The sequence below is a fragment of the Allobosea sp. 05L423 genome (assembly GCF_056397745.1).
On the sequence record NZ_JBFTOA010000002.1, the window covers coordinates 455,843 to 475,058 of the forward strand.

Here is a 19,216-nt window from a genome sequence, read left to right on the forward strand (position 1 = left end):
CATTTGTCATTGCGCAATTCCCCAGGTTTTCAGGCCTGAAGTTTCGAGCCTGAAGTCTTCTTGCCCGAGGTTCTCATGTCCGGCTCGACCCGCTCCAGCGCCGATCTCGACCCGCGCCGCCGCAAGATCCTGTTCCGCGCCTGGCATCGCGGCATGCGCGAGATGGACCTGATCATGGGCCGCTTCGCCGACGACGCGATCGCCGGTTTCAGCGAGGCCGAGCTCGACGAATTCGAGCGGCTGATCGAGGTTCTGGACCGGGACCTGCTGAGCTGGGTGACCGGAGAGGCTCCCGTTCCGGAAAATTACGACACGGAACTGTACCGGCGGCTGAGGGCGTTTCACCACCACGACAAGCCGATCCATGTGTAGCCGACTATGACTTACGCGGCGTCATCCCGGGCGCAGCGAAGCGAAGACCCGGGATCCATGCCTGAGCATCGCCGTTTAGCGCTCTGGCATGGATCCCGGATCGGCGCGGCTTCGCCGCTTGTCCGGGATGACGGCGCAAGTCTCCCAACGGCGTACTGAAACGATCAAGATACCGATGAGCATTCCTCCTCCCAGCCAGATCGCCAAGCCGCAGCTCGACCGCATCCTCGATGCGCTGAACCGCGGCGACAAGCCGACACTCGCCGGCGTGCCCGATGGTTTCGACGCCGTCGTCCTCGCCGATCTCACCCGCGCCCGCGCCAAGAAGGCCGAGGGGGCGGCGATGCTCGTCTTCGTCGCCCGCGACGGTCAGCGCCTGCAGGTGCTGGAGAACGCGCTGCAGTTCGTGGCGCCCGATCTGGAGGTGATGAGCTTCCCGGCCTGGGACTGCCAGCCCTATGATCGCGTCTCGCCGGCCCCTGCCATCGTCGCGCATCGGATGACGACGCTGTCGCGTCTTGCCAAGACGAAGTCGGGCGACCGGCCGCGCCTGCTGCTGACGACCGTCAACGCCGCGCTCCAGCGCGTGCCCGCTTTCGGCAAGGTCGCCTCCGAAAGCTTCTCGGCCGCGCCCGGCAACATGGTCGACATCGAGGAACTGGCGCGCTGGCTCGACATCAACGGCTATCTGCGCACCTCGACCGTGCGCGAGACCGGCGAGTTCGCTGTGCGCGGCGGCATCGTCGACCTCTTCCCGCCGGGCATGCCGGCACCGATCCGGCTCGACTTCTTCGGCGATACGCTGGAATCGATCCGCACCTTCGATCCTGAGACGCAGCGCACGACCGGGCAGTTGCGCGGGCTCGACCTCGTACCGATGTCCGAAGCGCAGATGACGAGCGAGAGCATCCGCCGCTTCCGCCAATCCTACATCTCGACCTTCGGCACGCCCGGCCGCGACGACACGCTCTACGAGGCAGTGAGCGAAGGCCGCCGCCCTGCCGGGCTGGAGCACTGGCTGCCCCTGCTCGCCGAGAATCTGGATACGCTCTTCACCTATCTGCCGGACGTGCCTGTGGTGCTCGACCATCAGGCCGAGGACGCCGTCGGCGAACGCATCAGCCTGATCAAGGATTATTACGACGCCCGAAAGGCAGCGCTCGAGCAGGGCGGGGCCGGGGGCATTCCCTACAAGCCGCTGCCTCCGAGCGCGCTCTATCTTTCGCCGGCCGACTGGCGCGGCGCGATCGATGTCTCCGGCGTCGCCAGCCTAACCCCGTTCCAGCTGCCCGACAGCGAAGGCAAGCTCGTCCTCGATCTCGGCGGCAAGCAGGGCCGCAGCTTCGCGGCCGAGCGCGCCGGCGATTCCGGCAGCGTCTTCGAAGCCGCCGTCGCCCATGTCCGTGCGCTCGAAGCCGACGGCAAGCGCGTCATCCTTGCCGGATGGTCGGAAGGCTCGCGCGAGCGCCTTGCCCATGTGCTCGAAGACCATGGGCTGAAGAGCGTCCAGATGACCGGCTCGCTGCGGGCCGCCTTCGACCTCAAGCCGGGCACGGTCGCGCTCGCGGTCTGGGGCTTCGAGACTGGCTTCGAGGCCGGGCGCCTTGCCGTCGTCGGCGAACAGGACATTCTCGGCGATCGCCTTGTCCGCCCGCGCCGCAAGACGCGCCGGCCGCAGGACTTCATTGCGGAGCTCTCCTCGCTCGCTCCGGGCGATCTCGTCGTCCATGTCGATCACGGCATCGGCCGCTTTATCGGGCTGAAGTCGATCACGGCCGTCGGCGCGCCGCATGACTGCCTCGAGATCCACTATGCCGGCGATTCCAAGCTCTTCCTGCCGGTCGAGAACATCGAATTGCTGTCGCGCTATGGCTCGGAAGACACCGAGGTCCAGCTCGACCGGCTCGGCGGCGGCGGCTGGCAGGCGCGCAAGGCCAAGCTCAAGCAGCGCATCCGCGAGATGGCCGGCAAGCTCATCCAGATCGCGGCGGCGCGCGCGCTCAAGGAGGCGCCGCGCCTCGTGCCGCCGGCTGGCGTCTACGACGAGTTCATTGCCCGCTTCCCCTATGAGGAGACGGAAGACCAGCAGAACACCATCGACGCCGTGCTCGACGATCTCGCGGCCGGGCGCCCGATGGATCGGCTGGTCTGCGGCGATGTCGGTTTCGGCAAGACGGAGGTGGCGCTGCGTGCCGCCTTTGCCACCGCGCTGAACGGCAAGCAGGTCGCGGTCGTGGTGCCGACGACGCTGCTCGCCCGCCAGCACTACCGCAATTTCGCGGATCGTTTTGCCGGCTTACCTGTCAATGTCGGGCAGGCCTCGCGCTTCGTCGGCAGCGCCGATCTCAAGACAGTCAAGCAGGGCGCGAAGGACGGCACGATGGACATCGTCGTCGGCACGCATGCGCTGCTCGGCAAGGGTGTCGACTTCAAGGATCTCGGCCTCGTCATCGTCGATGAGGAGCAGCATTTCGGCGTCGCCCATAAGGAGAAGCTGAAGGAGCTGCGGGCCGAGGTGCATATGCTGACCCTCTCGGCGACGCCGATCCCGCGCACGCTCCAGCTCGCCATGACCGGCGTGCGCGAGCTCTCGATCATCGCGACGCCGCCGGTCGATCGCCTCGCTGTGCGCACCTTCGTCACGCCCTTCGATCCGCTGATCGTGCGCGAGGCGCTGCTGCGCGAGCGTTACCGGGGAGGGCGGTCGTTCTATGTCGTGCCGCGCATCGAGGACATCGCCGAGGTCAAGGACTTCCTCGACAAGCAGGTGCCCGAGTGCAAGGTCGGCATCGCCCATGGCCAGATGGCGGCCGGCACGCTCGAGGATGTGATGACGGCCTTCTATGAGGGCCAGTACGACATCCTGCTTTCGACCACGATCGTCGAGTCGGGCCTCGACATCCCCACGGCGAATACGCTGATCGTCCACCGCGCCGACATGTTCGGCCTCGCCCAGCTCTACCAGCTCCGGGGCCGTGTCGGCCGCTCGAAGACGCGCGCATACGCGCTTTTCACCGTGCCGGCCAACCGCAAGCTGACGGAGCAGGCCGACAAGCGGCTGAAGGTGCTGCAATCGCTCGATACGCTCGGCGCCGGCTTCCAGCTCGCCAGTCACGACCTCGACATTAGAGGCGCCGGCAATCTGCTCGGCGACGAGCAGTCAGGCCATATCAAGGAGGTCGGCTACGAGCTCTATCAGCAGATGCTGGAGGAGGCAGTGGCTGCTCTCAAGGCTGGCATCGAGTTCGAGACCGAGACGCAATGGTCGCCGGCGATCCAGGTCGGTGCTCCCGTCATGATCCCCGAGCATTATGTCGCGGACCTGACGCTGAGACTGACGCTCTACAAGCGCCTCTCGACCATGGACGACGATGCCGAGCTGCAATCCTTCGGCGCCGAACTGGTCGATCGCTTCGGCCCGCTGCCCGAGGAGGTCAACCAGCTCCTGGAGATCGTCGCGATCAAGGCGCTCTGCAAGCGCGCCAATGTCGAGAAGGTCGAGGCCGGCCCGAAGGGCATCATCGTCGCCTTCCGCAACAACGAATTCGCCAATCCGGAAGGGCTTGTGAGCTACGTCGCCAAGCAGGGCACGCTGGCGAAGGTCCGCCCCGACATGCGCGTCGTCTTCATCGACGATTTCGAGACAGTCGAGCAGCGCCTGAAGGCAACGCGCCGGCTGCTGACCGATCTTGCGCGGATCGCCGAGCGGAAGAAGGCGGCCTGAGAGGGCGCCTCATGAAGTCCGTCATTCTCGGGCGGAGCGAAGCGAAGACCCGAGAATCTCTGGCAGGAATGGGCGCGTTCTCGTCCTGAGATGCTCGGGTCAAGCCCGAGCATGACGGCTGCGTGAACGCCAGCCACTCTGTGCCCGCTCGCCTCTACATATCGAAGAAGACCGTCTCGTTGTCGCCGGCGAGGTTGATGTCGAGCCACCAGGTCCCGTCCGGCTTGCGCTGGGCGATCAGGGTATGGCGGCGCGCCTCCGGCACGAGGGCGAGGATCGGGTCGGTCTCGTTGCCCTCGCCATCGGCGAAATAGAGCCGGGTCGGGAGCCGCTTCAGCAATCCGCGGCCGAAGACCGAGAGCGCGATATGAGGTGCCTGAAGGCTGTTGCCGGGGCCGGGCACGCGGCCGGGCCGGATGGTGCGGAAGCGGAAGATGCCTTCCTTGTCGGTGGAGGCGCGGCCGAAACCGACGAAATGCTGGTCGAGCGCCACGTCCTCGCGGACATCGTCCGGGCTGGCATAGCGGCCGTTGGCATTCGCCTGCCAGATCTCGATCATCGCATCCTCGATCGGCTTGCCGTCGGCGTCGTAGACGCAGCCGGCAAGCGCGATGACCTCGCCATCAGGCGTGCCCGAGACGTTCGAGCCTGAGAGCAGGAAATGCTCCGGCGGCATCAGGTCGGGCCGCGCACCCATCTCGGAGCGCCCAACCAGATCGGCGCCGCCCTTCCAGGGCAGGCCGTAGTGGAAGTACGGCCCGACCGTCTGCCACGGCGTCTGGCCGAAGATCGACGCATCCTGGCTGTCCTGCCGCGGCGCTGCGTTGCGGGTTTCCAGATCCCCGCTCGCCGAATCAGTGGTCGTCGTCATGGTCGTCCTCGAACGGCGTCTGGTCGCGGCCCTTGAGCACGATGTCGAAGACATAGCCCAGCGCCCAGTTCGGCACGGTGGTGCCGATGTCGAAGCGCGAAACCATGCGCTGGCGATAGGGCATCGGCACGGCGTTGGCGATCGGATCGATCTCGATCAGCGGGTCGTCGGGGAAATACATCTGCGTGACCAGCCGAGTCGCGAAGGCCGGCCCCAGCAGCGAGAGGTGGATATGGGCCGGGCGCCAGGCGTTCTTGTGGTTGCCCCAGGGATAGGCGCCGGGCCGGATCGTGACATAGCGGTAGCGGCCCTCGGCGTCGGTGATGACGCGGCCGACGCCGGTGAAATTCGGATCGAGCGGAGCCGGCCAGTCGTCCTTGGCGTGGATGTAGCGGCCGGCGGCGTTGGCCTGCCAGATCTCGACGACGGTGTTCGGCACGGGCCGGCCGTCCTCGTCGAGCACGCGGCCGGTGACGACGATGCGCTGGCCCTGCGGTTCGCCCTTGTGCTGGGCGGTGAGGTCGGACATGGCCGGCCCCATCAGCCGGGACCAGTCGCTCGGGCCGGTCACTTCGGTCAGCGTCTGCGGAATCATGATCGGCTGATGACGCGGGCTGCGCGCGACCGTCGAACGATAGTCCGGATGAAGCGAGCTCGGCTGGCCCTGGTCCGGTGCCGCATAGGGAAGAATCAGACGGCTCATGGCGAGGGGGCTTTCACGGGCATGGCGACGCGTCTCCCTTCAGCCATGGCTCGGCGCGGGAATGGTGATCGGGCGCGCGAGCCTGGATTGTGCGGTCAGGCGGATGCCGGCATTGGCAGCACCATAGCCGGCATAGCCATCGCGCTGGACGATTTCGAAGAACAGACCACCATCCAGCGTCTGCGTATAGGCCTGCCGGAAGCTGCCCGAGGCGTCGCTGTCATGGAGGATGTTCAGCGCCTTCATCGCGTCGATCTCCTCAGCCGTCAGATCGGAGCGAGCCTCAAGGTCGTCATAGTAGTTCTCCGGGATGGGCAGCATGGCGACGCCATTCGCCATCAGCCGCTCGACCGTCCCAGCGATGTCGTCCGTCGCGAAGGCGATGTGCTGCACGCCCGAGCCGAAGAAATCGGTGATGAAGCGGGCCGACAGCGTGCGGTGGCTCTGCGAGCCGTTCAGGATGAGCCGCAGCCCATGACCGTTCCGGCCGTCGAGGCCGCTCTCGATGACCTGGCTCTGGACCACGCCGCCGGGATCGAGCACGGCCTGGCTCGGCGCCTTCTTCGTCTCGAACAGCGAGGAGTAGAACAGCAGCCAGGTCAGCATCTCCTCGTACTGCATGCTCTGGGAGACATGGTCGACGCCGGTCAGCCCGGCATCGCTTCCCGCTTCCCCGGTCGCCTCGAAATCGACTTCCGCCCAGCGCCCGAGCGCCGAGGCGTGGTCGAGGAAATAGACAAGGCTGCCGCCGAGCCCACGCACAGCCGGGATGTCGAGCTCGCCGGGGCCGACCGCGCCGGCATGCGGCACGTCGAGCATCGCCTTGGCGCGGGCGATCGCGGCCTGCGCATCCGGCACGCGCAGGGCTAGCGCGCAGACCGAAGTGCCGTGGGTGATCTGATAGCTATGGGCGAAACCGTCGGCCTCGCTGTTCAGCACGATGCGGATATCGCCCTGTCTCCAGAGATCGACGTCCTTGGAGCGATGCGCGCCGGAACGAGCAAAGCCAAGCGCGCGCAGCAGCCTTTCGAAGCCCGGCCGCTCCGCTTCCGAGACAGCGAACTCGATGAACTCCACCGCCTCGACCGGGGCCGGCGGCGGCATCGGCACCGCGCCGGGCACGGGTTTGCCGATCTGCCGGGCGGTTTCGTCGAGCAGCCAGATCAGCGAGCGGTGCCCGTCGAGCGCGACGGAACGGGCTGATCCGGCGCGGAAGCGGTCGTTGAAGATTTCCAGCGAGAGCACGCCGTCATAGCCGGTCGAGACCAGCGCGCGCATGAACCCGGAAAGGTTCAGGTCGCCCTGTCCCGGCAGGCAGCGCCAGTGGCGGCTCCATGAGAGCGGATCCATCTGCAGCAGCGGCGCATCGGCCATCTGCACCATCGCGATCTTGTCGCGCGGGATGGTGCCGATGGCCAAAAGGTCGAGCCCGCGCGCCAGGATATGGAAGGAATCCAGCACGATCCCGACTTCCGGCCGGTTGGCGCGGCGCACGATCTCCCAGGCGTCGCGATAGTCGAAGACATGCCGGCCCCAGGCCAATGCTTCATAGCCGACGCGCAAGCCTCGCCGGCCGGCCCGCTCGCCGAGTTCAATGAAATCGGCAGCCAGACGATCAATGCCCGACAAGGATTCCGGCGAGACGCTGGAGCAGACGAAGAGCAGGTCTGTCCCCAGTTCCTGCAGCAGATCGAATTTGCGTTCCGCCCGGTCGAAAACGCGCTGGCGGCGGCCCTCCGGCATGCCCTCGAAATCGCGGAAGGGCTGGCAGGTCACGATCGTCAGGCCAAGGTCGCCGCAGATGCGCCGGACTTCAGCCGGGGAGCCGGGGAAGGCGATCAGATCGTTCTCGAAGATCTCGACTGCCGTGAAGCCCGCGGCGGCGATGGCCTCGAGCTTTTCCTGGAGCGTGCCGGAAACGCAGACGGTGGCGATCGATGGAATCATGGATGCCTCCTCTCAAGCCAACCGCGCCACTGCGCGCAGGTCCTCGGCCGTGGTCGTGGGCAGGCCGAAGAATTCCAGATAGGCGGGGATCTGTTCGAACAGCATATCGGTGCCGACCTGCACCGCACAGCCGCGCGCGCGGGCGGCGGCGAGAAACGGCGTGATCTCCTGCGCCATCACGACCTCGCCGACCAGGGCGGAAGCGGGCAGGCGGGCAACGTCGAGCGGCAGCGGATCACCCGGCTTCATGCCGAGCGGGGTCGCATTGACGACGATGTCGAAGCCGGCCGGATCGTTCGAACCGGTCGTGACGCGCAGGGCAGGGTAATGTGCGACGAGCCGCTGCCCCAGTTCCACCGTCGCCGGCCCCTGCGTATCGAACAGGGCGAGCTCGCCGACACCGGCCTTCGCCAGAGAGGCGGCGATCGCCGAGCCGACACCACCGGCGCCGACCACGAGCGCCCGGGCGCCCGCGAGCTTGCGTCCCTTACGCAGGATTCCGCGTACGAAGCCTTCACCGTCGAACATGTCGCCGGCGAGCCGGCCATCCGGCTCGAGACGCACCGCATTGCAGGCGCCTGCAATGGCGGCGGTCGGGGAGAGCGTGTCGACGAGGCCGGTCGTGGTGACCTTGTGCGGCATCGTCACCAGCGCGCCGTGAGCATTGGACAGCCGGAAGAACAGCTTCAGGAAATCGGGATAATCCTCGCTGCGGCAGCCCATAGGCACGACGACGGCGTCGATCCCATCCCGCTCGAAATAGGGGTTGTAGATCATCGGCGCCTTGAAGCTCTCGGTCGGAAAGCCGAGATGGCCGATCAGCCGTGTCGTGCCCCTGATCATGCTGATGCCCTCGCCGGAACAGGCTCGGTGGTGACCTCGACAGATCCGCCCGTGCGTGCCGCCTGCTTGACCGCCTCGATGACGGCCAGCGTCGCCAGCCCCTCGCGCCCGGAGACGAGCGGCTCATCCTCGCCGCGGATCACCGCACAGAAATGCCGGATCTGGGCCTGGAGCGGGTCTTCGGGCACGAAGGGGATGCGCTCGCGCTTCAGCGGCTCCCACCAGCCGCGCTTGTCCGTGTGGCTCCAGAGCTCGAGCGCGGGGATCGTCAGCGACCCCTGCGTCCCGCCGATCTGGTAGCAGGACTGATCCTGGCGCGGATAGGCCGGGTTCTCGCCGGTCGTCAGCTCCCAGCTCCAGGGCGAGACCACGGTGTCGGAAGCGCTGACCGTGCCGAGTGCGCCGTTTGCGAAGCGCAGGAGGGCGACGGCGGTTTCCTCGGCCGGGTTGCCGCGCACGGCGTTCGAGCTCTGCGCCTGCACCCCGACGATTTCGCCGCAGAGATAGCGGAAGAGGTCGATATCGTGGATCAGGTTGATCAGTATCGGCCCGGCACTCGCCTGCCGACGCCATTCGACGTCGAAATACGCGTCCGGCTTCACCAGCCAGAACTGGCCGGTCAGGGTCAGGATGCGGCCAAGCCGGCCGGCGTCGATCGCCTCGCGCGCCCCACGGATCATCGGATTATGGCGGCGGTGATGGCCGACAAGCAGCGGTACACCCGCCGCCTCGGCGGCCAGGACCAGCTTGCGTGCGCCATCCACGCTGTCCGCGATCGGCTTCTCGACCAGCATCGGGATGCCGGCCGCAGCCAGTTCCAGCCCGTTTGCGACATGGAGCTGGTTCGGCGTCGCGACGATGACGCCATCCGGCCTCTCGCGGACGGGGAGGGCATCGAAGGCGGGGTACCAGGCGACGCCGATCTCCTCGGCGAAGGCGCGCCCGGTCGGCGCCGGATCGATGATCGCTGAGAGGACCGCCCCGGACTGCGCCCTGACATGTTCGGCGTGGCGCTTGCCTATCAGGCCCGCACCCATCACAGCGATTTTGACCGGAGCCATCGGATCGATCCTCACGCGGCCTGGTCTTCGATCAGCTTGGCGATGCGCCGCAGCCCGAGCTGGTAGCCTTGCGTGCCGAAGCCGGCGATGACGCCGTCGGAACGCAGCGAGACATAGGAATGGTGCCGGAAGCTCTCGCGCTTATGCACCTGCGAGATATGGCACTCGATCACCGGCCCCTCGAAGGTGTTGAGCGCGTCGAGCAGCGCGACCGAGGTATGGGTGAAGGCAGCGGGGTTGATGACGATGCCGGCGCCGTCCTCGCGCGCCTCGTGGATCCAGTCGATGAGCTCGTATTCGCGGTTCGACTGGTGGAAGCGCAACGTCAGCCCGAGTTCCTCGGCGAGCCCGCGGCAGTCGCGCTCGACATCCGCCAGGGTCTCGTGCCCGTAGATGTGCGGCTGGCGCTTGCCGAGCAGGTTCAGGTTCGGGCCGTTCAGGACATAGACGAGGCGGGACATCGATCGCGTTCCGTTTCAGATGCCCAGGGGCTAGGCCCCGGGCTGTCGTTTTCAGTGTTTGTGCAGGATTTCGCCGAGGAACTTCCGGGTCCGCTCATGGCGCGGGTTGTGGAAGAACTCTTCCGGCGGCGCTTCCTCGACGATGGCGCCATTGGCCATGAAGATGACGCGGTTCGCCACCTGCCGCGCGAAGCCCATTTCGTGGGTGACGCAGATCATGGTCATGCCCTCTTCCGCGAGGGCGATCATGGTGTCGAGCACTTCCTTGACCATCTCGGGATCGAGGGCCGATGTCGGCTCGTCGAACAGCATCACCTTCGGCTTCATGCAAAGCGCGCGCGCGATCGCGACGCGCTGCTGCTGGCCGCCCGAGAGCTGGGCGGGATACTTGTCCGCCTGTTCCAGAATCTTGACCCGGCCGAGCAGCTTGCGGGCGGTGGCCTCGGCCTCCGCCTTGCTGGCACCGAGCGAGCGCATCGGCGCGAGCATGCAGTTCTGCAGCACGGTCATATGCGGGAACAGGTTGAAGTGCTGGAAGACCATGCCGACCTCGCGACGCACCGCGTCGATCGTCCTGGCATCGCCTCCCAGCCTTGTGCCGCCGACCCGAATCTCGCCCTTCTGGTACGCCTCCAGATGGTTGATGCAGCGGATCAGCGTCGATTTGCCGGAGCCCGACGGCCCGCAGAGCACGATACGCTCGCCTTTGCGGACCTCAAGGTTGACGTCGGTCAGGGCCTGGAAGTCGCCATACCATTTCTCGACATGGGTCATGGCGATCATGGCATCCGCCGAAACGGCGTTTTGGACGGCTGGCTGGTTCATGGCCCTGGTTCCGGTTGCTAGCATCGGGCCGAAAAGTGGAATGCACTTCTCGGGGAAATCCGATGCTGAAACAATGAGCTGGATCGCCACTTCGCGCCCGGCAGGACGCAGGGCGATCCAGCGCGCTCAGCTCGCGGTGAAGGTGATGCCTTCGAGGCTGTCCGGGAACTTGTGCACCGGCACCTTCATCCACTTGTCGTAGACCTTCTGCAGCTCGCCATTGGCCTTGATCTTGTCGATGAAGGTGTTGAGCGCGGCGTTGATCTCCTTCTCGCCGAGACGGGTGCAGGCGCCGTTGTAGAGGTTCTGGAACTCGAGCTTGTTCTCGAACTCGCCGGGGCGGCCCTGCTCGACGCGCTGCATGTAGAAGATGTTGCCGCCGAGCGCCTGAACCTGGCCGGAGACCAGCGCCTGGATCGAGGGCGCGTCGCCGTCATAGCGGCGGATCACGGTGTTGGCCGGCGCGTTCTTGGTCACCTGCGTGTCCTGCGCCGCACCCTTGGCGACGCCGATCGTGTAGCGCGCCATGTCCTCGTTGGTGGTGATCTTGTCCTTCTTCGGCCCGATCAGCACGATGGTGTTGGCGACATAGGGCTTCGAGAACTGCACGGCCTTGGCGCGCTCCGGCAGCATCGCCATCGTGGCGAAGAGCACGTCGACACGGCCCGTGGTCAGCGCCGGGATCCGGTTGTTGACCTCGAGCGGCACGAACTCGACCTGTACGCCGAGCTCCTTGGCGAAGAGCGTGGCGATGTCGGCGTCGAGGCCGTCCTGCTTGCCCGCGCTGGTCACGAAACCCCACGGCGGATTGTCGCCCTGGATGCCGACCACGATCTTGCCCTTGGCCTTGATCTCGGCGGGGGTGATCGCCTGGGCGGGACTGCCGACCAGGGCAGGCAGCGCAAGCGCGGCCGCGCCGGCGATCAGCAGGCTGCGGCGGGTGGATTTCATCTTCGTCATGTTTCTCTCCCTTTTTCTTTGGTGGTTGGACTAGGCGGTGAAGCTTGGTCTGCTCAGCGCGCAGCGATGGCCATGCGCCGCTCCAGATGCGAGCCGTAGAGCGACAGCGGCCAGCACAGCAGGAAGTAGAGGATGCCGACGATCCCGAAGACGAGCAGCGGCTGGAAAATCTGGTTGGAGACGATGTTGCCGGCCCGCGTCAGCTCGGTGAAGCCGACGATGGCGGCAAGCGAAGTGCCCTTGATCAGCTGGACCAGGAAACCGACCGTCGCCGGCAGCGAGATGCGGATCGCCTGCGGCAGGACCACGTCCCGCATCCGCGAGGCATAGTGCAGGCTCAGCGCCTTGGCGGCCTCGGTCTGGCCCTTCGGAACGGCTTCGATCGAGCCGCGCCAGATTTCGCCGAGATAGGCGCTGGCATGCAGGGTGAAGCCGATCGCGACCGCGACCCAGGCATCGAGCCTGAGCCCGATCAGCGCGAGGCCGTAATAGACGACGAAAAGCTGCATCAGGAGCGGCGTCCCCTGGAACAGGGCGATGTAGCTGGCCGTGATCCGTTCAAGCAGCGAATGGCCGGAGGTGCGCATCAGCGCGATGCCGAGCCCGGAGACGGAGCCGAAGACGAAGCCGATCGCCGACAGCGCCACGGTCCATTTCAGGCCGGTGAGGAGGAAGAGGAATTCGTTCCAGCCCATGGCGCCCTCACTTCACCGGATAGCTGAAGTAACGGGCCGAGATCGCCGCGAAGAAGCGCATCATCACCCAGGAGATCACGAGGTAGAACAGCGTGATCGTGCCGTAGACCTCGAAGGAGCGGAAACTGTCGGACTCGATCCGCTGCGCCACAGACGTCAGCTCATAGGCCGAGATCGCCGAGGCGACCGAGGTGGTCAGCGTCAGCAGCACGAACTGGCTGGTGAGCGACGGGAAGATCGCGCGCAGCGCAGGCTTCAACACGATCAGCCGGAAGACCTGCGCCTTGTGCAAGCCGAGCGCCAGCCCGGCCTCGATCTGGCCCTTGCTGATCGACTGCACGCCGCCGCGGATGATCTCGATGGCGTAGGCGCCGCCATTGATGCCGAGCGCGATGATCGCCGTCGGCGTCGGGTCGAGCCTCAGGCCCGTCAGCGGCAGCGCGAAGTAGATGAAGAAGATCTGCACCAGGAAGGGCGTGTTGCGGATCACCTCGACGAACGCCTTCACCAGAAAGCGGATCGGAGAGAAGCGGGAATCCCGCAGGATGACCCCGCCAATACCGATGACGATCGCCAAAGCCATGCCGGCGAGCGCCAGCAGGAAGGTGCCGAGGCAGCCCATCAGCAGGTCGGGCATGCCCTCGATCACAGGTGCGAAATCGAGCTTGTAGTTCATGGCGCTTCCCAAAACGGCCGACCTTCTGAAGGGGTCGATCCGGGTCCCGTCTGTCGTCGCGGCCCTTCTGGCGAGGGCCTTGTCGTCCGCACGCGCAGCTTGCGCGGAGCCGATGGTGTGTTAATTGTACCAGTTAGTTCATTTGGTCAAGCAAAATTAACCGAGCTGTCCATTTGAGTGCCGCCGAACGCCGGCGGAACGGCAAGGCACCGCGTAGAACATGAGCAAAGCAGCGACCAAACCGCAGGGAGCCAGCCGGAAATCGGCCTCCTGGACGCAGGACCCGGAGGGCGTGCGCCGCAGCATTCTCGAGGCCGCGCGTCTCGAATTCGTCGAGAACGGCCTGAGCGGCGCGCGCGTCGACGAGATCGCGGCCCGAACCGCGACCAGCAAGCGGATGATCTACTACTACTTCGGAGACAAGGAGGGGCTCTACCGCGCCGTCCTCGAAGAGATGTACGAGCGGATCCGCAGCTTCGAGCGCGGACTCGATCTCGCCAGCCTGGAGCCGGAGGAGGCGATCGCGCTGCTGACCGGCTTCACCTTCGACTACCATGCCGAGAACCCGGATTTCGTGCGGATGGTGATGATCGAGAACATCCATCACGGCCGGCACCTTGCGACCTCCGACCGGATCTCCACGCTCAACCTCTCGGTGATCGACATGATCCGCGAGGCCTACGAGCGTGGCATCTCGGCCGGCATTTTCCGGGCCGGAATCGAGCCGATCGACATCCACCTGACGATCAGCGCGCTCGCCTTCTACAACGTCTCGAACCGCGCCAGCATCCGCCAGGTCTTCGGCCACGACATGGGGGCACCCGAGGCGCTGGCGCGCCGCAGGGCCGCTGCCATCGACACCGTGCTGCGCATGATGCGCCGCTGAAGGCTGCCGCTCCTTACCGACGATCCGGCTTGCGGCGGCGGAGGCCATCGTCAGGCTTCCACCAGCCCAGCCATGGCCTGGATGGCGAGTTCATAGCCGGCGGCGCCGAGCCCGATGATGATCCCTGTCGCCGTCCGCGACACCAGGGAGTTGTGGTAGATGCTCTCACGCGCATGCACATTCGAGATGTGCAGCTCGATCTTGGGACGCTCGAACATCTTCAACGCGTCGAGCAGCGCGACTGAGGTGAAGCTGTAGCCGGCCGGGTTGATGATGATGCCGCAGGCTTCCTGGCGCGCCTGCTGAACGCTTTCGACCAACTCGCCCTCGAAATTGGTCTGGCGAAAATCGACGGCGAAGCCGAGCGACCTGGCCTTCGCCTCGCAGCGCTCGCCGATCTCGGCCAGCGTCGTGGATCCGTAGATCGCCGGCTCGCGCTGCCCCAGCAGATTCAGGTTGGGGCCGTTCAGGATGTAGATGCAGCCGCGCCCGGCCGCCGGCTTCTCGCCTGCCGACATGATGTCCTCCCGAGATCGTTCGCTGCGGAGACCATCGCTCCGTCGACTTCTTATGCTGGCGATCTTATCCGGGGTCGGCCTCAAATCAACTGATAATTGTCAGATCATCTGCTAATTATCCGACAAGCTGCTTTTTGGTTGGCGTCGCCGACCCCGCGGCTTAGTCTGAATCGAGCAGGTGAGGGGATGCCATGATGGATGCGGCACCGGATATCGGCGGCGACGGGATCGCCGCGCTGTCGACGGGCGAGCATGCCTATGAGCGGATCCGGCAGGATATCGTGTTCGGGCGCCTGCAGCCGGGCCAGAAGCTGACGCTGGACAGGCTGCGCGCGGTCTACGGCGTCGGCATCAGCACCTTGCGCGAGATCTTCAACCGCCTCGCGCCGGAGGGCTTTGTCGTCGCCGAGGGGCAGCGCGGCTTCCAGGTCGCGCCCTGCACGGCCAGCGAGCTCCAGGAACTCGCCGATCTCAGGCTGCTGATCGAATGTCACGCGCTCGCGCAATCCTTCGCGGCCGGCGATATGGAATGGGAAGGGCGCGTCGTCGCCGCCCATCACAAGCTCGCCCGCATGGAGGAGCGCCTGCTCGCCGACGACGATTCCGGCACGCAGCAGTGGAAGCGCTACGATTTCGAGTTTCATCAGGCGCTGGTGTCGGCTTGCGGCTCCAGGGCGCTGCTCGACCTTCATGCCGGCATCTACGAGCGCTATCTGCGCTACCAGATGGTGTTCTTCATCTTTTGGGGGCCGACCTCGATCGGCGAGCATCGCGCCTTGCTCGATTGTGCGCTGCGCCGCGACGCAGGCGAGGGGCAGCGGCTCCTGCGCGGCCATATCCTCGGCTGCGTCGACGTAGCGCTCGAGCGGGGCTTGTTGGACTAGCGGACCGGCCCCCGAAGGGGCCGGTCCTGTTGGATTGGCGGTGCGCTCAGGTCCGATACCAGGCCGCCAGATTCCAGGTCGTGACCTCCCAGCCCGAGATGTCGGCCTCCAGGTTGTTGGCGGAAGCGCCGACGACCGTGCGTGAGAGGATCGGCAGCAGGATATTGGCCTCGCAGAAGATCTCGTTGACCCTGATCAGCAGCGCGGCGCGCTTGGCCGGATCGAACTCCTTCTGGGCGGCCTTGTAGGCCTTGTCGGCCTCGGGGTCCGAGTAGCGCGAGACGTTGCGGCCCAGCCACTTGTTCTCCTTGTTGGCGATCTCCCAGGAGACGAGCTGGTTGAGGAAGCGCTCCGGATCGGGCTGCGGCTGCGTCGTGGTGTACATCTCCATGTCGCAGTACAGCTTGGTGTAGGTATCCGGGTTGGCAACGTCCGAAGAGAAATAGACCGAGGCCGTGACCGACTTGAGCTCGAGGTCGATGCCGACGCGCTGGCAGGCCTGCTTGATGATGGCCTGGGTCTTCTGGCGCGGGGCGTTGATCGAGGTCTGGAAGACGTATTTGAGCTTCTTGCCGTCCTTCTCGCGGATGCCGTCGGCGCCCTTCTTCCAGCCGGCGTCGTCGAGGATCTTGTTGGCCTTGTCGATATTGAACTCGTATTTGAGCTTGGGCGACTTGAACTGCTTGGGCTCGTTGACGAAGCTCGCCGTCGCGGTGCCGCCGCGGCCATAGATGAACTTCTGGATCGAGTCGCGGTCGATCAGCAGGTTGAGCGCCTCGCGTACTTTCGGGTCGGACAGCGTCGGATGTTTGGTCTTGACGCTCGAGCGCTCGCCATCGACCTCGGTCCACGGATCGGTCGTGTTCAGGATGATGAACTCGATGTCGCCGCCGGGAACCGCCACCACCTTGCCGCGACCGCCGGTCTCCATGCGCTTGAGGATCTCATCCTCGACCTGCATGTTCCAGGCATAGTCGTATTCGCCGGTCTGGAGCACGGCACGCGCCGCCGAAACCGCGTCACCACCGCCCTTGGCTTCAAGCGTGTCGAAATGCGGTTGGTTCTTGACGTGGTAGTCCTCGTTGCGGGTGCCCGTCAGGATGTCGCCTGGCTTGAAGTCGACGAACTTGTAGGGGCCGGTGCCGACCGGCTTCAGGTTGCCCGGAGCCTCGCGCGACTTGGCGCCCTTGTAGTCGCCGAAATGGTGCTTCGGGATGATCATGCCGGCGACGCCGACGAAGGGATCGGCCCAGAACGGCGTCGGGTCCTTGAAGATCACCTTGACGGTGAGGTCGTCGATCTTCTCGACCTTGATGTTGGTGTAGGAACCGGTCGTATACGCAGCGGTCGCGGGATCGGCGGCATACTCCCAGGTGAAGACGACGTCGTCGGCGGTGAACGGCTTGCCGTCATGCCACTTCACGCCCGGCTTCAGCTTCCAGATGACGGTCGTGCCATCGGCCGAGAGGCCACCATTGGCCTTGCTCGGAATCTCGGCGGCGAGCTGGGGGAAGAGGTTGCCCTCCTTGTCCCAGCCGGCGAGCGGCTCGAAGAAGATGCGCGAGGCGATCTGGTCCTTGGTGCCGGAGGCGAAATGCGGGTTGAGCAGGGTCGGAGCCTGCCAGAGCAGGATCTTCAGTGCCCCGCCGCCGCCGGCCTTGGTCGGCTTGTATTGTAGCGCGGCGTTTGCCATCGCGACATCGTTCCAAGCCAGGATCTGGCTCGCGATCGGGGCGGTGATACCCACCGCCGCCATCTTCTGGATGAAGGATCGTCGCGACAGCGTGCCGCCCTTCACATCCGCGACGAGGCCGCGGATTTCCCGTTCGTCCATTCTATCTCTCCCAATATCAGTTGGAATCCCCCGGCGTTGAATCGCCGTTCGTTGTTATGGGCGCCCCCAGAATGCATGGGAGGGGGAGGGCGTCCAGCAGTTCCGATGCTGCGATGCCGCAAGAAAACGCCCGGTTTCGTCTGTCGGAGGGCTGGCGGCGCTTGAGATGGTGACGATTTCATCGAACGAGTTGACCCGGGCGGCATGGCTCCGTATGTCAGCGCCTCGGTGAGGGCGGGTAGCTCAGTGGTAGAGCACGTGACTTTTAATCATGTGGTCGTGGGTTCGATCCCCACCCCGCTCACCAGAACAGCAAAATTCCCAGGCCGCGCCCTCCGTTAACTCGCCGGAAACCAAGTTTTCCTAGCGTGGCGCCATGGTTATCCGCCGCGGTCTCCGCTCGATCTTCGTGACATTGGCGCTCTATCTCGTTTCGGGAGCAGCGGTGGCCTATTTCATGTTCCATGCGCAGCATGGCGCGCGCGGCCTCGAGGCGCGCGGCGCCGTCCGTGAATCGCTGCGGGATATGGAGGCGGAACTCGCCGGGCTTGTCGCCGAGCGCAAATCCTGGGAACATCGCCTCTCGCTGGTCAGAGACGAGGCGGTCGATCGCGACCTCCTGGAAGAGAACGCGCGCGCCATCCTCGGCCGCACGCACAAGAACGACGTCGTGATCATGGGACGCTGAGTTCTGACGATACGGCACATAGTCCCAGACGTATCGATTAACTGAAAATCGGTTAAGGTGATAGATCGCTGATTTTCCAGCGACTTAAGCCATGCTGCATTGCGAGATAGCGTGCTCGCCAAGGTTTTTGTGATCCTCTAAAACAAAGATCAGATGACCTTGGAGGGCCGCCTGATGGCTGTTGCTGCGCGTAAGTCGAAAGCTCCCGCTCAACCGAAAGCCGCCGCGAAGGCGCGGAGTGCCAAGGAGGGGGCGGGCAAGGCCTCCGCCGCGCTCAGCAACACGCCGAGCTTCACCAAGGACGAAGACCTCCACGCCTATCACGAGATGCTGCTGATCCGCCGCTTCGAGGAGAAGGCCGGCCAGATGTACGGCATGGGCCTGATCGGCGGCTTCTGCCACCTCTATATCGGCCAGGAAGCCGTCGTCATCGGCATGCAGATGGCTTCCAAGGATGGCGATCAGGTCATCACGGGCTATCGCGACCACGGTCACATGCTGGCCTGCGGCATGGAATCGCGCGGTGTGATGGCTGAGCTGACCGGCCGGCGCGGCGGCTATTCGCGCGGCAAGGGCGGCTCCATGCACATGTTCAGCCGCGAGAAGAATTTCTACGGCGGCCACGGCATCGTCGGCGCGCAGGTCTCGCTCGGCACCGGCTTGGCCTTCGCCGACTGGTATCGCGGCGACAATACCGTATCGCTGACCTATTTCGGCGACGGCGCGGCCAATCAGGGCCAGGTCTACGAGAGCTTCAACATGGCCGAGCTCTGGAAGCTGCCGGTCGTGTTCATCATCGAGAACAACCGCTACGCCATGGGCACCGCGGTCACCCGTGCCTCGGCCCAGACCGATTTCTCGCGCCGGGGCATCTCCTTCAACATTCCCGGCGAGCAGGTCGACGGCATGGATGTCCGCGCCGTGCGCGAGGCCGGCCTGCGTGCGATCGAGCACGCCCGCTCGGGCAAGGGGCCGTACATCCTGGAGATGCAGACCTACCGCTATCGCGGCCACTCGATGTCCGACCCGGCGAAGTACCGCTCCAAGGACGAAGTCCAGCGCATGCGCGAGGAGCACGACCCGATCGAGCAGGTCCGCGCCCGCCTGATCCGCGACTTCAAGATCGGCGAGGACGAGCTCAAGGCGATCGACGCGAAGGTGCGCGAGGTCGTCAACGACGCGGCCGAGTTCGCCACGCATGACCCCGAGCCCGATCCGTCCGAGCTCTACACCGACATTCTGCTGGAGCCGGCGCAGGGCTGAAAGCC

The 19,216-nt window shown here is 65.5% G+C and carries 18 protein-coding genes and 1 tRNA gene; 7 read left to right on the forward strand and 12 right to left on the reverse strand.

Annotated features, from left to right (window positions below; genetic code table 11):
• Positions 1 to 75: 75 nt before the first annotated feature.
• A complete protein-coding gene (locus tag AC1DNE_RS06180; RefSeq protein WP_441471059.1) occupies positions 76 to 372 on the forward strand; it encodes an FAD assembly factor SdhE in 297 nt (98 codons plus the stop codon).
• A gap of 175 nt (positions 373 to 547) precedes the next feature.
• Positions 548 to 4,096 (forward strand): transcription-repair coupling factor, encoded by a 3,549-nt coding sequence (mfd, locus tag AC1DNE_RS06185; protein WP_441471060.1) that lies wholly within the window; start codon positions 548 to 550, stop codon positions 4,094 to 4,096.
• 154 nt (positions 4,097 to 4,250) lie between these two features.
• On the opposite strand, the gene pcaG is transcribed toward mfd, so the two are convergent.
• The 10 genes from pcaG to AC1DNE_RS06235 form a co-directional block, all read right to left on the reverse strand.
• Positions 4,251 to 4,967, reverse strand: coding sequence for a protocatechuate 3,4-dioxygenase subunit alpha (pcaG, locus tag AC1DNE_RS06190; RefSeq protein ID WP_476767053.1), 717 nt, complete (start codon positions 4,965 to 4,967; stop codon positions 4,251 to 4,253).
• The gene (gene pcaH, locus AC1DNE_RS06195; protein WP_476767054.1) at positions 4,951 to 5,670 is read right to left on the reverse strand and encodes a protocatechuate 3,4-dioxygenase subunit beta; all 720 of its coding nucleotides are present in this window, start codon (positions 5,668 to 5,670) and stop codon (positions 4,951 to 4,953) included. The genes pcaG and pcaH overlap by 17 nt, the downstream gene beginning before the upstream one ends.
• A gap of 39 nt (positions 5,671 to 5,709) precedes the next feature.
• Entirely contained in the window at positions 5,710 to 7,617 is a 1,908-nt protein-coding gene (locus AC1DNE_RS06200; protein WP_476840973.1) for a bifunctional sugar phosphate isomerase/epimerase/4-hydroxyphenylpyruvate dioxygenase family protein, read from the reverse strand.
• 12 nt (positions 7,618 to 7,629) lie between these two features.
• Positions 7,630 to 8,460, reverse strand: coding sequence for a shikimate dehydrogenase family protein (locus AC1DNE_RS06205; protein ID WP_476767056.1), 831 nt, complete (start codon positions 8,458 to 8,460; stop codon positions 7,630 to 7,632).
• Positions 8,457 to 9,521: a Gfo/Idh/MocA family protein gene (locus AC1DNE_RS06210; protein WP_476767057.1), complete on the reverse strand. Its 1,065-nt coding sequence runs from the start codon at positions 9,519 to 9,521 to the stop codon at positions 8,457 to 8,459. Before AC1DNE_RS06210 ends, AC1DNE_RS06205 begins: the two co-directional genes overlap by 4 nt.
• A gap of 11 nt (positions 9,522 to 9,532) precedes the next feature.
• The gene (aroQ, locus tag AC1DNE_RS06215) at positions 9,533 to 9,982 is read right to left on the reverse strand and encodes a type II 3-dehydroquinate dehydratase (RefSeq protein WP_441471066.1); all 450 of its coding nucleotides are present in this window, start codon (positions 9,980 to 9,982) and stop codon (positions 9,533 to 9,535) included.
• A gap of 51 nt (positions 9,983 to 10,033) precedes the next feature.
• Positions 10,034 to 10,765, reverse strand: coding sequence for an amino acid ABC transporter ATP-binding protein (locus AC1DNE_RS06220; protein ID WP_441471095.1), 732 nt, complete (start codon positions 10,763 to 10,765; stop codon positions 10,034 to 10,036).
• Between the two features lie 168 nt (positions 10,766 to 10,933).
• Positions 10,934 to 11,767: a transporter substrate-binding domain-containing protein gene (locus AC1DNE_RS06225; RefSeq protein WP_441471067.1), complete on the reverse strand. Its 834-nt coding sequence runs from the start codon at positions 11,765 to 11,767 to the stop codon at positions 10,934 to 10,936.
• Between the two features lie 53 nt (positions 11,768 to 11,820).
• Positions 11,821 to 12,462, reverse strand: coding sequence for an amino acid ABC transporter permease (locus AC1DNE_RS06230; protein ID WP_441471068.1), 642 nt, complete (start codon positions 12,460 to 12,462; stop codon positions 11,821 to 11,823).
• A gap of 7 nt (positions 12,463 to 12,469) precedes the next feature.
• A complete protein-coding gene (locus tag AC1DNE_RS06235) occupies positions 12,470 to 13,138 on the reverse strand; it encodes an amino acid ABC transporter permease (protein WP_441471069.1) in 669 nt (222 codons plus the stop codon).
• 220 nt (positions 13,139 to 13,358) lie between these two features.
• Between AC1DNE_RS06235 and AC1DNE_RS06240 the strand changes: the two genes are divergently transcribed.
• Positions 13,359 to 14,024 (forward strand): TetR/AcrR family transcriptional regulator, encoded by a 666-nt coding sequence (locus tag AC1DNE_RS06240; protein WP_441471070.1) that lies wholly within the window; start codon positions 13,359 to 13,361, stop codon positions 14,022 to 14,024.
• Between the two features lie 50 nt (positions 14,025 to 14,074).
• On the opposite strand, the gene aroQ (AC1DNE_RS06245) is transcribed toward AC1DNE_RS06240, so the two are convergent.
• Entirely contained in the window at positions 14,075 to 14,542 is a 468-nt protein-coding gene (gene aroQ, locus AC1DNE_RS06245; RefSeq protein ID WP_441471071.1) for a type II 3-dehydroquinate dehydratase, read from the reverse strand.
• A 191-nt stretch (positions 14,543 to 14,733) separates the two neighbouring features.
• Between aroQ (AC1DNE_RS06245) and AC1DNE_RS06250 the strand changes: the two genes are divergently transcribed.
• Complete coding sequence (locus AC1DNE_RS06250; protein ID WP_441471072.1) at positions 14,734 to 15,426, forward strand: GntR family transcriptional regulator; 693 nt, start codon at positions 14,734 to 14,736, stop codon at positions 15,424 to 15,426.
• A 46-nt stretch (positions 15,427 to 15,472) separates the two neighbouring features.
• Here the strand turns inward: AC1DNE_RS06250 and AC1DNE_RS06255 are convergent, their stop codons facing one another.
• On the reverse strand, positions 15,473 to 17,260 hold the full coding sequence (locus tag AC1DNE_RS06255; RefSeq protein WP_441471073.1) for a peptide ABC transporter substrate-binding protein: 1,788 nt from the start codon (positions 17,258 to 17,260) through the stop codon (positions 15,473 to 15,475).
• A gap of 232 nt (positions 17,261 to 17,492) precedes the next feature.
• Between AC1DNE_RS06255 and AC1DNE_RS06260 the strand changes: the two genes are divergently transcribed.
• The 3 genes from AC1DNE_RS06260 (at position 17,493) to pdhA (ending at position 19,211) form a co-directional block, all read left to right on the forward strand.
• Positions 17,493 to 17,567: transfer RNA gene (locus tag AC1DNE_RS06260), tRNA-Lys, on the forward strand.
• A 69-nt stretch (positions 17,568 to 17,636) separates the two neighbouring features.
• Positions 17,637 to 17,948: an FtsB family cell division protein gene (locus tag AC1DNE_RS06265; protein WP_441471074.1), complete on the forward strand. Its 312-nt coding sequence runs from the start codon at positions 17,637 to 17,639 to the stop codon at positions 17,946 to 17,948.
• A 174-nt stretch (positions 17,949 to 18,122) separates the two neighbouring features.
• Positions 18,123 to 19,211 (forward strand): pyruvate dehydrogenase (acetyl-transferring) E1 component subunit alpha, encoded by a 1,089-nt coding sequence (gene pdhA / locus AC1DNE_RS06270; protein WP_441471075.1) that lies wholly within the window; start codon positions 18,123 to 18,125, stop codon positions 19,209 to 19,211.
• Positions 19,212 to 19,216: the final 5 nt, after the last annotated feature.